17 protein-coding genes and 1 pseudogene are annotated in these 12,801 nt (G+C 66.8%); 14 read left to right on the top strand and 4 right to left on the bottom strand.

Annotated elements, in window-relative coordinates; translation table 11 throughout:
- Window positions 1–7: 7 nt before the first annotated feature.
- Window positions 8–331, bottom strand: a complete 324-nt coding sequence (locus tag C8261_RS03035; RefSeq protein WP_107492185.1) for a (2Fe-2S) ferredoxin domain-containing protein — start codon at window positions 329–331, stop codon at window positions 8–10.
- A 135-nt stretch (window positions 332–466) separates the two neighbouring features.
- Here C8261_RS03035 and C8261_RS03030 point away from each other — a divergent pair, with 135 nt between their 5' ends.
- The 12 genes and pseudogenes from C8261_RS03030 (at window position 467) to C8261_RS02980 (ending at window position 9,602) form a co-directional block, all read left to right on the top strand.
- The gene (locus C8261_RS03030) at window positions 467–1,924 is read left to right on the top strand and encodes a (Fe-S)-binding protein (RefSeq protein WP_235864815.1); all 1,458 of its coding nucleotides are present in this window, start codon (window positions 467–469) and stop codon (window positions 1,922–1,924) included.
- A gap of 245 nt (window positions 1,925–2,169) precedes the next feature.
- Entirely contained in the window at window positions 2,170–3,657 is a 1,488-nt protein-coding gene (gene nifE / locus C8261_RS03025; protein ID WP_107492184.1) for a nitrogenase iron-molybdenum cofactor biosynthesis protein NifE, read from the top strand.
- Window positions 3,658–3,668: 11 nt separating this feature from the next.
- Window positions 3,669–5,054 carry a nitrogenase iron-molybdenum cofactor biosynthesis protein NifN gene (gene nifN / locus C8261_RS03020; RefSeq protein WP_107492183.1) on the top strand — a complete coding sequence of 462 codons (1,386 nt, stop codon included), beginning with the start codon at window positions 3,669–3,671 and terminating at the stop codon, window positions 5,052–5,054.
- A 16-nt stretch (window positions 5,055–5,070) separates the two neighbouring features.
- Entirely contained in the window at window positions 5,071–5,499 is a 429-nt protein-coding gene (locus C8261_RS03015; RefSeq protein WP_107492182.1) for a NifB/NifX family molybdenum-iron cluster-binding protein, read from the top strand.
- The gene (locus C8261_RS03010) at window positions 5,496–5,951 is read left to right on the top strand and encodes a SoxR reducing system RseC family protein (RefSeq protein WP_107492181.1); all 456 of its coding nucleotides are present in this window, start codon (window positions 5,496–5,498) and stop codon (window positions 5,949–5,951) included. Before C8261_RS03015 ends, C8261_RS03010 begins: the two co-directional genes overlap by 4 nt.
- A complete protein-coding gene (locus tag C8261_RS03005) occupies window positions 5,948–6,421 on the top strand; it encodes a NifX-associated nitrogen fixation protein (protein WP_107492180.1) in 474 nt (157 codons plus the stop codon). Before C8261_RS03010 ends, C8261_RS03005 begins: the two co-directional genes overlap by 4 nt.
- A 93-nt stretch (window positions 6,422–6,514) precedes the next feature.
- Window positions 6,515–6,733 carry a CCE_0567 family metalloprotein gene (locus C8261_RS03000; protein ID WP_107492179.1) on the top strand — a complete coding sequence of 73 codons (219 nt, stop codon included), beginning with the start codon at window positions 6,515–6,517 and terminating at the stop codon, window positions 6,731–6,733.
- Window positions 6,734–6,743: 10 nt separating this feature from the next.
- On the top strand, window positions 6,744–7,034 hold the full coding sequence (gene fdxB, locus C8261_RS02995) for a ferredoxin III, nif-specific (RefSeq protein WP_107492178.1): 291 nt from the start codon (window positions 6,744–6,746) through the stop codon (window positions 7,032–7,034).
- A gap of 14 nt (window positions 7,035–7,048) precedes the next feature.
- Window positions 7,049–7,438, top strand: coding sequence for a hypothetical protein (locus C8261_RS02990; protein WP_107492177.1), 390 nt, complete (start codon window positions 7,049–7,051; stop codon window positions 7,436–7,438).
- 63 nt (window positions 7,439–7,501) lie between these two features.
- A pseudogene (locus C8261_RS17840) lies at window positions 7,502–7,819 on the top strand (endonuclease domain-containing protein); the annotation flags it as partial.
- Between the two features lie 18 nt (window positions 7,820–7,837).
- Window positions 7,838–8,947 (top strand): YcjF family protein, encoded by a 1,110-nt coding sequence (locus C8261_RS02985; protein WP_219905132.1) that lies wholly within the window; start codon window positions 7,838–7,840, stop codon window positions 8,945–8,947.
- Between the two features lie 97 nt (window positions 8,948–9,044).
- The gene (locus C8261_RS02980) at window positions 9,045–9,602 is read left to right on the top strand and encodes a mechanosensitive ion channel family protein (protein ID WP_107492175.1); all 558 of its coding nucleotides are present in this window, start codon (window positions 9,045–9,047) and stop codon (window positions 9,600–9,602) included.
- A 104-nt stretch (window positions 9,603–9,706) separates the two neighbouring features.
- Here C8261_RS02980 and C8261_RS17790 read toward each other — a convergent pair whose 3' ends face one another.
- The 3 genes from C8261_RS17790 to C8261_RS02970 all read right to left on the bottom strand — a co-directional run bounded on the left by C8261_RS17790 (window position 9,707) and on the right by C8261_RS02970 (window position 10,412).
- Entirely contained in the window at window positions 9,707–9,916 is a 210-nt protein-coding gene (locus C8261_RS17790; RefSeq protein WP_328588040.1) for a PIN domain-containing protein, read from the bottom strand.
- A 7-nt stretch (window positions 9,917–9,923) separates the two neighbouring features.
- Window positions 9,924–10,169 (bottom strand): PIN domain-containing protein, encoded by a 246-nt coding sequence (locus tag C8261_RS17435; RefSeq protein WP_219905120.1) that lies wholly within the window; start codon window positions 10,167–10,169, stop codon window positions 9,924–9,926.
- Between the two features lie 117 nt (window positions 10,170–10,286).
- Window positions 10,287–10,412, bottom strand: coding sequence for a type II toxin-antitoxin system Phd/YefM family antitoxin (locus tag C8261_RS02970; RefSeq protein ID WP_107492174.1), 126 nt, complete (start codon window positions 10,410–10,412; stop codon window positions 10,287–10,289).
- 1,124 nt (window positions 10,413–11,536) lie between these two features.
- On the opposite strand from C8261_RS02970, the gene C8261_RS02965 reads away from it, so the two are divergent.
- The gene (locus C8261_RS02965) at window positions 11,537–11,860 is read left to right on the top strand and encodes a HesB/IscA family protein (protein ID WP_107492173.1); all 324 of its coding nucleotides are present in this window, start codon (window positions 11,537–11,539) and stop codon (window positions 11,858–11,860) included.
- A 15-nt stretch (window positions 11,861–11,875) separates the two neighbouring features.
- A complete protein-coding gene (gene nifU, locus C8261_RS02960) occupies window positions 11,876–12,763 on the top strand; it encodes a Fe-S cluster assembly protein NifU (RefSeq protein ID WP_107492172.1) in 888 nt (295 codons plus the stop codon).
- Window positions 12,764–12,801 lie beyond the last annotated feature (38 nt).

The raw sequence follows: 12,801 nt of genomic DNA, 5'->3' as shown, positions 1-12,801 counted from the left end.
CTCCTGCTTACCAGAGATCCGCGGGCGCCTTGAGGCGCTCCACGGGCGTATCGCCGATCAGGTGCTCGTCGATGATGGCGCTCACGTCGGCCGCCGCAACGCCGGTGTACATGATCCCTTCCGGGTACACCAGCACGCTGGGGCCGGCCGAACAGGGGCCAAGACAGCCGGTATTGGTCACCGCGTAGTCGTTCCACAGGTTGCGTGCCTGAAAGGCTTCCAGGAAACCCTGGTAGACCTCGTTGCAACCTTTCTGCTGACAGGAACCGCGCGGATGGCCGGGCGGGCGGCCCTGTACGCAGACGAGAACGTGTTTCTTCGGCTTGAGCATGTCGCACTCCAGGAAGGGAATTGTCGGAAGCACTGATCAGCGCGTGATCGCTGCAGGCTTCCAAGCAAACACGATGCCAACCTGCTGGCGCCAAATTTGCTATGCCTCATCCATTGCTCACCAGGCTTGACGACCATGTCCGACCATCGCCAGACGCCCGACTTCTCCATCGACGCCTTCGGATTCAATCCCGGTGCCAGCGCCGCCCCTGCAACCCCGCCCGCCCCCGACCCGGCGGCCGACGGCATGAGCGCGGCACTGGACTGGTCCGCCTACGCCAGCTATGGCCAAGGCGACGCCTACGCCGGCATCCCGGCGCGCGGCGGGCATTACGCCCGCGCGGTGGCGGTGTGCATCGGCAATCGCCAGTGCCAGCGCACCGAGCGCAAGGGCGTGATGTGCCCGAGCTTCCGCCTCACCGGCGAGGCCCAGCATTCGACCCGCGGGCGCGTGGAAGCGCTCAAGGCGGTGCTCAACGCCGACGGCACCGAGATCGATTTCGACAGCCCCGAGCTGGCCGCCGCCATGGCGCTGTGCGTGGGCTGCAAGGGCTGCAAGCGCGAGTGCCCCAACGGCGTGGACATGGCCCTGCTGCGCACCGAATGGCTGGCCCAGCGCGCGCAGAAACACGGTCTCGCGCCGCGCGAGCGCGTGTTCGCCCGCAGCACGCGCTGGCTGGCGCGCTGGCCGTGGCTGGGCCGCCTGATCCGCCTGCGCAACCGCCTGCCGCTGGCCGCCGCGCTCGGCGAGCGCTGGCTGGGACTGGCCGCTGCACGCCGCCTGCCGGAACCCGCAGCGCAGCCGTTCACCGCGCCGCCGGCACCAGCCGCCGAGACCGAGCGTCCGCGCGTCGCCCTGCTGGTGGACAGCTTCACCCGCCACTTCGAGCCGGGCAACGCCACCGCCGCCATCGAGGTGCTGACCGCCGCCGGCTACGCGGTCGATGTCATCGCACCGGTTGCGGACGATGCCACGCCGCAGCGCGCGCTGTGCTGCGGGCGCAGCCTGCTGTCCAACGGACTGATCGACGAGGCCCGCGCCGAGGCGCAACGCCTGGTGGCCGCGCTCGCCCCGGCGATTGTCGCCGGCATCCCGGTGGTCGGCCTGGAGCCCTCCTGTCTCTACATGCTCAAGGACGAGTACTACAGCCTCGGGCTGGGCGCGGAGGTGGACAAGCTTGCCAAACAGGCCTTCCTGTTCGAGGAATTCGTCGCCAGGGAGCACGCCGCCGACCGCTTCAAGCTCGCCTTCGGGCCGCTAGCGGGCGAGAAAGTGCTGGTCCACGGCCACTGCCACCAGAAGGCCTATGGCGGCATGAAACCGCTCAAGAAGGCGCTGGCGCTGATCCCGCAGCTCGACCTGGAGATCATCGAAGCCGGCTGTTGCGGCATGGCCGGCAGCTTCGGCCACGAGGCCGAACACCACGCGCTGAGCCTGCAGATGGCCGAATCCGAGCTACTGCCGGCGCTGCGCGCGGCACCGGAAGCCACGGTGGTGGCCGACGGGTTCTCGTGCCGGCAGCAGATCCACGACGGCGTGGGGCGGCACGCGGTGCATGCCGCGGTGCTGATGCGGCGGGCGATGAAGTTGTAGGAGCGGGCTTGCCCGCGATACGTCCGCAAGCTTTCCGTACGCCGCATCGCGGCCAAGGCCGCTCCTACACACGCGAAACCGGCGCCCATGGGCGCGCGACAAACCCCACATCACTGCCGCACATTGTCGGTTTCCGTACATAGGCGCGACGCTTGGAAACCGCGGCGCACGGCGCTTCCAGGCCGACCCTCCCCGCTGGCACAACCCTTGCACCACCCCCAGCGAACCGTCCCTGGAGCCCCACCGTGAAAGCCTCCGACATCGCCGCCCTGCTGGACGAGCCGGCCTGTGCGCACAACAAGAAGGAAAAGTCCGGCTGCGCGCGCCCCAAGCCCGGCGCCTCGGCCGGCGGCTGTGCCTTCGACGGCGCGCAGATCGCCCTGCTGCCGATCGCCGACGTCGCCCACATCGTGCATGGGCCGATCGCCTGTGCGGGCAACTCCTGGGACAACCGCGGCACCCGCTCCTCGGGGCCCACGCTGTACAAGATCGGCATGACCACCGACCTCTCCGAGCAGGACGTGATCATGGGGCGCGGCGAGAAGCGCCTGTTCCACGGCATCAAGCAGGCCATTGACCGCTACAACCCGGCCGCCGTGTTCGTCTACAACACCTGCGTGCCCGCACTGATCGGCGACGACGTCGATGCGGTGTGCAAGGCCGCCGCCGAACGCTGGGGCGTGCCGGTGGTGCCGGTGGATTCGGCCGGCTTCTACGGCACCAAGAACCTCGGCAACCGCATCGCCGGCGAGGCGATGTTCAAGCACGTCATCGGCACCCGCGAGCCGGACCCGCTGCCCGCCGACGCGGTGCCGCCGGGCATCACCGTGCACAGCATCAACCTGATCGGCGAATACAACATCGCCGGCGAGCTCTGGCACATCATGCCGCTGTTCGACGAGCTGGGCATCCGCGTGCTGTGTACGCTGTCCGGCGACGCGCGCTTTCACGAAGTGCAGACTATGCACCGCGCCGAAGTGAGCATGCTGGTGTGCGCCAAGGCGATGATCAACGTGGCGCGCAAGATCGAGGAGCGCTGGGGCGTGCCCTGGTTCGAAGGCAGCTTCTACGGCATCACCGACACCAGCCAGGCGCTGCGCGACATCGCCCGCATCATCGGCGACGCCGACCTCATCGCACGCACCGAGGCCCTCATCGCCCGCGAGGAAGCGCGCGTGCGCGCCGAGCTGGAAGTGTGGCGCCCGCGCCTGGAAGGCAAGCGCGTGCTGCTGTTCACCGGCGGCGTGAAGAGCTGGTCGGTCGTCTCCGCGCTGCAGGACCTGGGCATGAACGTGGTCGCCAGCGGCACCAAGAAATCCACCGAGGAAGACAAGGCGCGCATCCTCGAACTGATGGGCGACAAGGCCATCATGCTGAAGAGCGAAGGCGCGCGCGACCTGCTCAACGCGGTGTATGAGCTCAAGGCGGACCTGCTGATTGCCGGCGGGCGCAACCTGTACACCGCGCTCAAGGCGCGCCTGCCCTTCCTCGACATCAACCAGGAACGCGAATTCGCCTACGCCGGCTACGAGGGCATGAAGGAGCTGGTCCGCCAGCTCGCGCTGACCCTCGAATCGCCGGTATGGGAGGCGGTGCGCCGCCCGGCGCCGTGGTCGGCCAAGGCCATGGTGGTGGCCGGTCCCGAGATGGGCGACAGCCCGGACGCGGAAGACGACGAGCCGGCCGCCCCCACCGTAGGCGATTCATCCTTCGACCCGCTGGCCGCAGCCTGAGGAGCGCGAACATGGCTGAGATCATCCGTCACCCCAAGGCTCTCGCGGTCAATCCGCTGAAATCCTCGGCGCCCGCCGGCGCCGCACTGGCCTGCCTGGGCATCAACCGCGGCATGCCCGTGTTCCACGGCTCGCAGGGCTGCACCGCCTTCGCCAAGGTGTTCTTCGTGCGCCACTTCCGCGAGCCCATCCCGCTGCAGACCACGGCGATGGACCAGGTCGCCACGGTGATGAGCGCGGACGAGAACGTCATCCAGGCGCTTGCCACGGTATGCGGCAAGAGCAAGCCCGCGCTGGTGACGCTCGCCACCACCGCGCTGGCCGAGACCCAGGGCACCGACATCGCCCGCCTGCTGCGCGAATTCCGCGCCCAGCACCCGGAGTTCGACCACATCCCGGTCGCCGCGGTGAACACCCCGGACTTTTCCGGCTGCCTGGAAAGCGGTTACGCCGCCACGGTGAAGGGCATCCTGGAGGCCACCGTGCCGCACACCCGCCACGCCGGGCGGCGCAAGAAGCAGGTCAATCTGCTGCTCGGCAGCCACCTCACCCCGGGCGACGTGGAAGCGATCAAGGAATGGGTCGAGGCCTTCGGCCTGCGCCCGGTCGCGGTGCCGGACCTGGCCGACTCGCTGGACGGCCACATCGTTGCCGAAGACTTCCTGCCGGTCACCCTGGGCGGCACCCCGGTGGGCGAACTGGCGACCTTGGGCGAAGCCGCCGCCACTGTCGTCATCGGGCGTGCGCTGAATGGCGCCGCCGACCTGCTCGCCGAACGTACCGCCGTGCCCGAGTGGCGCTTCGACGGCCTGATGGGCCTGGAGGCCTGCGACCGCTTCACCGCCTTGCTCGCCGAACTCTCCGGGCAGAAGGTGCCGGAGAAGATCGAACGCCACCGCGCCCAGTTGCAGGACGCCATGGTGGACACCCACTTCATGACCGGCCTGCGCCGCGTCGGCATTGCCGGCGACCCCGACCTGCTGCACCAGCTGGCGAGCTGGCTGGCCGGCATGGGCAGCGAAATCGTCGCCGCGGTGGCGCCGGTGAAGGCCGCGGTGCTGGCCGACATCCCCGCCGCCAGCGTACACGTGGGCGACCTCGAAGACCTCGAAGACCTCGCCCGCGCGGCCGGCGCCGAGCTGCTGCTCGGCAACTCGCACCTTGCCGCCTCCGCCGCGCGCCTGGGCGTGCCCCTGCTGCGCGCCGGCATGCCGCAGTACGACCTCATCGGCGGCCACTGCAAGACCTGGGTGGGCTACCGCGGAACCCGGCAAGCCCTGTTCGATCTGGCCAACCTGGTGGTGCACAACCATGAGCACATCGCCCCCTATCGCTCACGCCTCGTCGTGCGCGAAGACGCCGCGCAGCCGCAGGCTGCGGCTGGTGGCCGGCACTGACGGCACGGAGAGCCCCATGGAAAGCGTGCGCATCGCCTTCGCCAGCACCGACCGCAGCACGGTGAACCAGCACTTCGGCGCCACCGAGGCCTTTGCCATCTTCGAGGTCGGCGCCCAATCCTCGCAGCTCGTCGAAGTATGCGAATTCATCGACACCGCCCAGGACGGCAACGAGAACAAGCTGCCCGGCAAGATCGCCACCCTGGCCGGTTGCGGCGCGGTGTATTGCCTGGCGGTGGGCGCCTCGGCGGTCAAGCAGCTGCTCGCCGCCGGAGTGCAGCCGGTACGGGTGGAAGAAGGCGCCTGCATCGAGGCGCTGATCGCCGACATCCAGGCCGAACTCGCCTCCGGCCCCGGCGGCTGGCTGGCCAAGGCCATCCGCAGCAAGGCCTCTGCCGACAACACGCGCTTCGACGCCATGGAAGCCGAGGGCTGGCAGGAATGAACACCGCCACCCCGATGATTGCGCGCAGCGGACGCATCGTGAAGGTGGACGACAACCACCTCACCATACGTTTCGAGCGCCAGTCCGCCTGCAGCGCCTGCCGCGCCGCCAAGGCCTGCGCCGGCAACACACCGTCTGCCGAACTGGTGCTCGCCCACCCGCCCGGAACGCGCTACTGCACCGGCGACCTCGTCGAAGTCGGCGTCGCCGAAGACGCCGCCTTGCGCGCCACCCTGGTCACCTACCTGATTCCGCTCGCCGGCTTCGTCCTCGCCATGCTCGCCGCCGCCGCCGCCGGGCTTGCCGACGGCGCCATCGTCCTCGCCAGCCTTGCCGGCCTGGGTGGCGGCTTCGTGGCCCTGCGCCACATCGCCCGCCGCCCCGGCCTTCAACTCCAGCCCGCGCTGCTTGAGCCGGGCACCTCCATACCTGACCAGGAGACCCACCCATGAGCACCACCGCCATCGTCCCCGAGATCAGCCCCGAGCTGGCCGGCACCGAATTCATCAAGGAAATGGTGCGCCAGACCCGCGCCGTGGACAGCTACGGCAACTACGACGGCTGGCCCACCGACCGCCTGCTCGCGCCCTACATCGTCACCAAGGAACAGCGCCGCGAGATCCCGGTGATCGGCGACCCCGACGACATCATCCTCGCGCGCGTCAAGGCCTACCACAACGCCATCGCCGCGCTCATCGAGAAGGAATGCGGGCTGATGGCCGTGCCGCTGATCAACATCACCCACGAAGGCTTCGGCCGCGCACTGATCACCGTCGGCAAGCTGGTGGTGATGGACCGCACCCTGCGCGACGTGCATCGCTTCGGCTTCGACAGCTACTCGAAGATGAAGGACGACTGCGACAAGCACCTCGCCGTGGCCCTGGAAATCATCGGCAAGTACCCGGAAGTCGCCGGCCTGTAACGCCCCTCCGTTCGGGCTGAGCCTGTCGAAGCCCGGTCCGCACAATCGCCCTTCGACAGGCTCAGGGCGAACGGTGAGCCAAGGAACACGACCATGACCGAAGAAGAACTCAAGGCGCTCGAGAAGGAAGTCAGGAAACTCAAGCGCATCTCCAGCGAATGGGCCTCGCAGCTGCACGACCTGGTGGAAGACCGCCTGCCTGCCGGCTACGAGGAAATCCCCGCCATCGCCCAGTCCACCTACGACGCCTGCAAGGCATGGGCGGACGCCAACAAGCGCTTCAACGAACTCTCCGCATCCGTAAACAGTTAAGGAACGCATCATGAGCAACATCACCGGCCTGACCCGCGGCGGCGCCACCTGGGAACCACAGTTCGTCCTCGCACTCGACGCCAAGAAGTGCATCGGCTGCGGGCGCTGCTACAAGGTCTGTCCGCGCAATGTCTTCGACCTCGTCGAGCGCGACGAAGACGAGCTGGACGACGACCTCGACGACGACAACATGATGGTCATGACCCTCGCCGACGCGCTGGACTGTATCGGCTGCGGCGCCTGTGCGCGGGTGTGCCCGAAGAGCTGCCACACCCACGGCGCCGCCCCGGTCGCCGCCTGAGGCGCAGTGCGCGCATGAACGACCTCGCGCTGATCCTGTACCACAAGCAGTCCACCAGCGGCATGGTGCGCTTCGCGCGCTTCGGCAACACCGTCCTCGCCGCCCGGCTCGCAGCCGGCGACGGCGGGGACGTGCTGCCCCACCCCGGCCCGCTCGCCACCCAGGCCACTGCCCGCCTCGGCCTGCCGGCCGGCGCGGTGCGCGTGGACGGTGAATTCCACGCCGACCTGCTCGCCCCCGGCGGCACACTGGACGTCCGCCTGGGCGAGTTCACCACCATCGACCCGCCCTTCGACGCCGTCGCTGCGGCCGACGGACGCTTCGTCACCCTCACCGAGATCCGCGGACTCCCCGACACCGAGCGCGACGTGCTGCGCCTGGTGTATGAGCATGTGCTGGGGTGAGGCTGGGTAGCGGGGCCTGAAGGCAGGCGCGCTACTGGACTTACGGTCGCCGGAGACAACACAATGCGTAACGCATTTCCATGCATTGATCCGGCGCCCTCATGCACGGCCAAACCACCCCCGACACCAAGGTCTTCGCCACCCACCTGCGCAAGAACCCTGACCGACGCCGAACGCAAGCTCTGGCAGCGCCTCCGTGGGCGGCAGCTGGGCATCAAGTTCCGCCGGCAGCATCCATTCCAGGGCTATGTGCTCGACTTCGTGTGCCTGGAACAGCGCCTCGTAGTGGAAGTGGATGGTTCGCAGCATGCTGAAGCTATGCAGCAAGATGCAGCGCGCACCGAGGTTCTGACGCGGGCGGGGTTTCGCGTGCTGCGGTTCTGGAATAACGAAGTGCTGATGGAGACGGATGCGGTGGTCGAAGCGATTGTCGGGGCTTTGAACCCATCCTCACCCCCACATCGCACGCCCCCCGGGAACTTCTCTCCATTCCCCAGTCGAAGCCCTCGACCCGCCCCAACACCCTCGGAGCCCCGCATGAACCCCGACCACACCCGCGCCCTGCTCACCATCGCCCTCATGGCCGCCTTTGCCGACGGCCACCAGGACGCGCGCGAGCGCGAACACGTGCGCCGCATTGCCGAATCACTGTCGAGCGCCGCCGGCGCCGACTTCATCACCCTCTACCAGGACGTGCTGCTGCGCCGGGTGAAGCTGGAAGACGCCGCCGCCGCGCTGGATGCGCCCGAACTGCGCCAGCTCGCTTTTGAGACCGCGGTGGGCGTGTGCGACGCCGACGGCCATCACAGCGCGGACGAGACCGCCTTCCTGGAGCGCCTTGCCGCCCTGCTCGGCCTGGATGCCGGGCGCGCGCATGCGCTCGTCGATGAAGCCGACGCGCTCGCCGACGCGCCGGTCGACGGCGCCCTGCCGCCGCTGCCAGCCGATCCGGCGGCACCGCCCCCTGCTGCCAGTGCGGCTACCACGCCGGGACCCGACCAGGCCGAGCTCGACCGCATGATCCTCAACGCATCCATCCTCAACGGCGCGCTGGAACTGCTGCCGCAGTCGCTCGCCTCGTGGGCCATCATCCCGCTGCAGACCCGGCTGGTGTATCGCGTCGGCAAGGCCCACGGCTTTGAGCTGGACCGCGGCCACATCACCGACTTCCTCGCCACCATCGGCGTCGGCCTCACCTCGCAGTACGTCGAACAGTTCGGCCGCAAGCTGGTGGGTGGCCTGCTCGGCAAGGTGCTGGGCAAGACCGGACGCGCCCTCGGCAGTGCAGCCACCGGCTCGGCCTTCTCCTTCGCCACCACCTGGGCGCTCGGACAGGTCGCCAAGCGCTACTACAGCGGCGGTCGCAAGCTCGATTCAGCCGCCCTCAAGCAGATGTTCGCCGGCCTCACCGACGAAGCGCGCGGCCTGCAGTCGCGCTACCAGCCGCAGATCGCCGAACGCGCACGGACCCTGGATCTCAAGCAGCTCACCGCCCAACTGCGGGGGTGACGCCCTTCCCGGCCACCCCGCCAGCGCACCGGCGGGGTGGCCTACAATGCGCACATTCCCGCCAACCCGGCGCGGCACCGCATCAAATGGAGTGCGCATGAAGCAGTTGTTGCCCGCATGGGCCGAACCCTGGCTGGACGACATCACGGTCGCCCTGCAGGTGCTGGTGATCCTGATCTGCGCGGCCCTGTTGCATGCGCTGCTGCGCCGCGTCCTGCGGCGGGTGGGCGTGCGCTACGGACTGCCGCCGGACCTGGCCTTCATGGTTCAGCGCCTGGGCAGCATCCTGCTCTTTGCGGGCGCCGCACTGCTGGTGCTGGACCGCGTCGGCGTTTCTGCGACGGTGCTATGGACCGCCTTCACCGGCTTCGCCGCCGTCGCCGCGGTGGCCTTCTTCGCCGCATGGAGCGTGCTCTCCAACATCTTCTGCAGCCTGCTGATCTTCACCACCCGCCCGTTCCGCCTGCACGACCACATTGAAGTACTGGAAGGCGGCGACAAACCCGGCCTCAAGGGCCAGGTGGTCGACATCAACCTGATCTACACCACCCTGCAGGAACACTCCCCCTACGGCGGCAACACCGTGCTGCAGATCCCCAACAGCCTGTTCTTCCAGCGCGCCATCCGCTGCTGGCGCGATACGCCGGCGGCCTGATCCGGGGAAGCTGCACGTCGGCTCGGCGTAAAGCGGCCCACACCTTGTTGCCAATCCCGCGCACGCTGCCCATTCGGCGGTGATGAGTCACTCAGCACATCGGCTCATGACGATGCTGTGCTGAGTGAATCGCTCGTGTCCGACCCCTTCGGTCCTCCTGCCCGCCTGACCAGCGCTGTGTAGCGCTCAAGCATTCCGTCCGAGCTCAGCAGATGCGCAGGCAGCGCCTCCGCCTGCGCCACCAGCAGGCGGTCGAAGGGGTCGCGGTGATGCCACGGCAGACGACGCACGCGATGGCAGTGCGCCGTCCGCACCGGCAGTTCAGCAAAGTCGGTCTGCAGGGCCAGAGCCTCGAGGTCCTCCGGGCTCGAAGTCAAAATCGTCGCGCTGCAGGGAGCGCTTGATGGCAATCTCCCAGATGCTCTCGGCACTGAACAGGATGCTGTTCGCAGGGGATTCGAGGTCAGTGCGCACGGCGGCCGGCAGCCGCTCCGGCGCAATCAGTGCGGCCAGCAGGATGCTGGTATCGAGCAGGAGGACCGCACCGGATGACTTGTCAGCGCTCATCTGCGGGGCTGCCTTCGAACATGGCGCAAATCTCCTGCGCAGCCAGTGCATTGAAGCAGCGGGCAAGCTAAAGCGCCCTTTGCCCAGGCCAAGCTGGCGCGGGGCATCTTCGGGCGCCTACAGCGCGACCAGACGCGCGACCGGCTTGCCGGCGCGCGCAATGATGATCACCTCGCCCGCCGCGGCGAGATCGACGAAACGCGACAGATGCGTCTTCGCTTCATGGATGTTTACGGATTGCATTGCGCACCTTCATTGAATCACTGAGGTCGGGTCAAACTTAATCCGGCCAACGGCGTCTATCCATCCACGACGAATCGGGGACCGATTACGGTCTAATGAAAGCCGTGGTCTGTCCCCGACAGTTGGTCCAATTGTTGATTTAACGCAAGGCCCCTCGTGCTTCAACCTTGAAGCCGGTCTCGCATTGGCGTACGCAGGAGACACCCCGGCTACCTACAAGCCGCTCACATCCTTGGCGCATAGTATCCGAAGCCATAAGGCCAACGCCGGCGGCCTGCCTGAAGTTAGCCAGATAGACTATGGCGAGGGTTGCACCTGCGTTGCCACATCGTTCTTCGCAGGATCCATCTGCTTCGCAGCGAGCCCACTTTTGGTTCTCTTCACGCTCTAGAGCACGCATGCGCTCCTCATCTTCCCTCCTCTGCTGCGCGATCCGCTCAAGCCTGCGCGTGTCCCTGTCATCAATAGTTCTTTCTACTCCGTCGAAACATGGGGTGCCTTGATAAACGACTTTGCCATTCGAAAGCGTGCATCGAAAAACATCGGCTTGGATCGCCGTTGAGAGCGTGACCAAAGGCAGGAGCACTAGAGAATGGATCAACCACTTGATCATAGCGTCGATCCACATTTTGAACAGTTAAGGGGACCGCGACGCAACACAAGCGGGAGCCAGACAATGATCCAAAAACCTGCTGTGACGACGGCAAGAACAAGGTGCAAGACGTGATTCGGCCTCTTCCCAACTGCCATGACTTGATCCCGGCATTTGTGGCAATAGGCGGGTACGTATTTGGGCGCGCTCATGATGTGACCGTTGGCAATCTAAGTTGAAGCGAACTTTTCTGAGATCATACCCATTTTGCCTTCCATGCAAAATGACGAAAGTAGGGAGCGATTGGAAGCAAGCCACCATTTCCATGACTGAAAGAGGCGGCGCGGCTATACCCGGCGCGAGCGACCCGAGCCCCATGTAGCAAACCCGACAACGCCCCATCCGCGTCCCGCTTCCGACAACGACAACAACCCGACAACACAACTAAATCAAGGCCTTACGCTACCGCAGCACGTGGCACGCACCTTGCAACTTGTCTCCCGAACCCCCGATTTCCCCAGGAGACAAGATCATGATCATCCTCACCCCCACCGCACTGCAGGCCGTTGGCCGTTTCATCAGTGGTTCCGCCGATCCGGTTGCCGGGCTGCGCATTCATGTGCAGGGCGGCGGCTGTTCCGGGCTGCAGTACGGCATGAAGCTGGAAGCCGAGAAGGCCGAGGACGACGTTGCGGTTGAAGTCGACGGCGTGACCATCCTGGTCGATCCGTTCTCCGCGCCGCTGCTCTCGGGCGTGACCGTGGATTACGTCGAGTCGCTCACTGGTTCGGGCTTCAAGTTCGAGAATCCGAATGCCTCCGGCGGCTGCGCCTGTGGCCAGTCCTTTACTGCCTGAGCGGGGAGAACAGCCATGTGGGATTACTCAGAAACCGTCAAGGAACACTTCTACAACCCGCGTAACGCCGGCCCGATGCCTGAGGCCAACGCGATCGGCGAGGTGGGTTCGATTTCCTGTGGCGATGCGCTGCGCCTGATGCTGAAGGTGGAGCCGGAGACCGAGAAGATCGTCGATGCGAGCTTCCAGACCTTCGGCTGCGGCTCGGCGATCGCGTCGAGCTCGGCACTGACCGAGATGATCAAGGGCAAGACCCTGGAAGAGGCGCTGGCGGTGAGCAACCAGGATATCGCCGACTTCCTCGGCGGCCTGCCGCCGGAAAAGATGCACTGTTCGGTGATGGGGCGCGAGGCGCTGCAGAGCGCGGTGGCCAACTTCCGTGGCGAGGAATGGAAGGACGACCACGAGGAAGGCGCGCTGATCTGCAAGTGTTTCGCCATCGACTCGGTGATGATCGAGGACACCATCCGCGCCAACAATCTGTGCAGCGTCGAGCAGGTGACCAACTACACCAAGGCCGGCGGCGGCTGTTCTTCGTGCCATGAAGGCATCGAGGAAATCCTCGCCAAGGTGATGGCCGAGCGCGGCGAGACCTTCTCGCCGGCGCCGCCGCCGGAGAAGACCCGCCCCGGCAAGCTGTCCACGCTGGAGCGCATCCGCCGCATCGAGCAGGTCATCGAGCGCGCCCGCCCCAACCTGCAGCGCGACCACGGCGACATTGAGCTGGTCGACGTCGAGGGCAAGACCATCTACGTGGCCATGAAGGGGGCCTGCGCCGGCTGCCAGATGGAAGCGCTGACCCTGGGCGGCATCCAGCAGCAGATGATCGAAGCCCTGGGCGAACTGGTGAAGCTGGTGCCGGTGAAGCTGAAGAGCCCGCAGGGGCTGGTGAACCCGAGCTGAGCAAACACGTAGCACTGCGACTCCGGTCGCGCAGCCCG

Source organism: Pseudothauera lacus, assembly GCF_003034845.1.
In the GTDB taxonomy this organism is placed as follows: domain Bacteria; phylum Pseudomonadota; class Gammaproteobacteria; order Burkholderiales; family Rhodocyclaceae; genus Pseudothauera; species Pseudothauera lacus.
Note: the sequence above shows the minus strand (reverse complement) of the source record. Positions and strands in the feature narration are given on the sequence as shown.

What these genes read in the sequence shown, in the direction of transcription:
- C8261_RS03035 (WP_107492185.1), bottom strand. Translation starts at nt 331, where the DNA reads ATGCTCAAGCCGAAGAAACACGTTCTCGTCTGCGTACAGGGCCGCCCG.
- C8261_RS03030 (WP_235864815.1), top strand. Translation starts at nt 467, where the DNA reads ATGTCCGACCATCGCCAGACGCCCGACTTCTCCATCGACGCCTTCGGA.
- nifN (WP_107492183.1), top strand. Translation starts at nt 3,669, where the DNA reads ATGGCTGAGATCATCCGTCACCCCAAGGCTCTCGCGGTCAATCCGCTG.
- C8261_RS03015 (WP_107492182.1), top strand. Translation starts at nt 5,071, where the DNA reads ATGGAAAGCGTGCGCATCGCCTTCGCCAGCACCGACCGCAGCACGGTG.
- C8261_RS03010 (WP_107492181.1), top strand. Translation starts at nt 5,496, where the DNA reads ATGAACACCGCCACCCCGATGATTGCGCGCAGCGGACGCATCGTGAAG.
- C8261_RS03005 (WP_107492180.1), top strand. Translation starts at nt 5,948, where the DNA reads ATGAGCACCACCGCCATCGTCCCCGAGATCAGCCCCGAGCTGGCCGGC.
- C8261_RS03000 (WP_107492179.1), top strand. Translation starts at nt 6,515, where the DNA reads ATGACCGAAGAAGAACTCAAGGCGCTCGAGAAGGAAGTCAGGAAACTC.
- fdxB (WP_107492178.1), top strand. Translation starts at nt 6,744, where the DNA reads ATGAGCAACATCACCGGCCTGACCCGCGGCGGCGCCACCTGGGAACCA.
- C8261_RS02990 (WP_107492177.1), top strand. Translation starts at nt 7,049, where the DNA reads ATGAACGACCTCGCGCTGATCCTGTACCACAAGCAGTCCACCAGCGGC.
- C8261_RS02985 (WP_219905132.1), top strand. Translation starts at nt 7,838, where the DNA reads ATGGAGACGGATGCGGTGGTCGAAGCGATTGTCGGGGCTTTGAACCCA.
- C8261_RS02980 (WP_107492175.1), top strand. Translation starts at nt 9,045, where the DNA reads ATGAAGCAGTTGTTGCCCGCATGGGCCGAACCCTGGCTGGACGACATC.
- C8261_RS17435 (WP_219905120.1), bottom strand. Translation starts at nt 10,169, where the DNA reads ATGAGCGCTGACAAGTCATCCGGTGCGGTCCTCCTGCTCGATACCAGC.
- C8261_RS02970 (WP_107492174.1), bottom strand. Translation starts at nt 10,412, where the DNA reads ATGCAATCCGTAAACATCCATGAAGCGAAGACGCATCTGTCGCGTTTC.
- C8261_RS02965 (WP_107492173.1), top strand. Translation starts at nt 11,537, where the DNA reads ATGATCATCCTCACCCCCACCGCACTGCAGGCCGTTGGCCGTTTCATC.
- nifU (WP_107492172.1), top strand. Translation starts at nt 11,876, where the DNA reads ATGTGGGATTACTCAGAAACCGTCAAGGAACACTTCTACAACCCGCGT.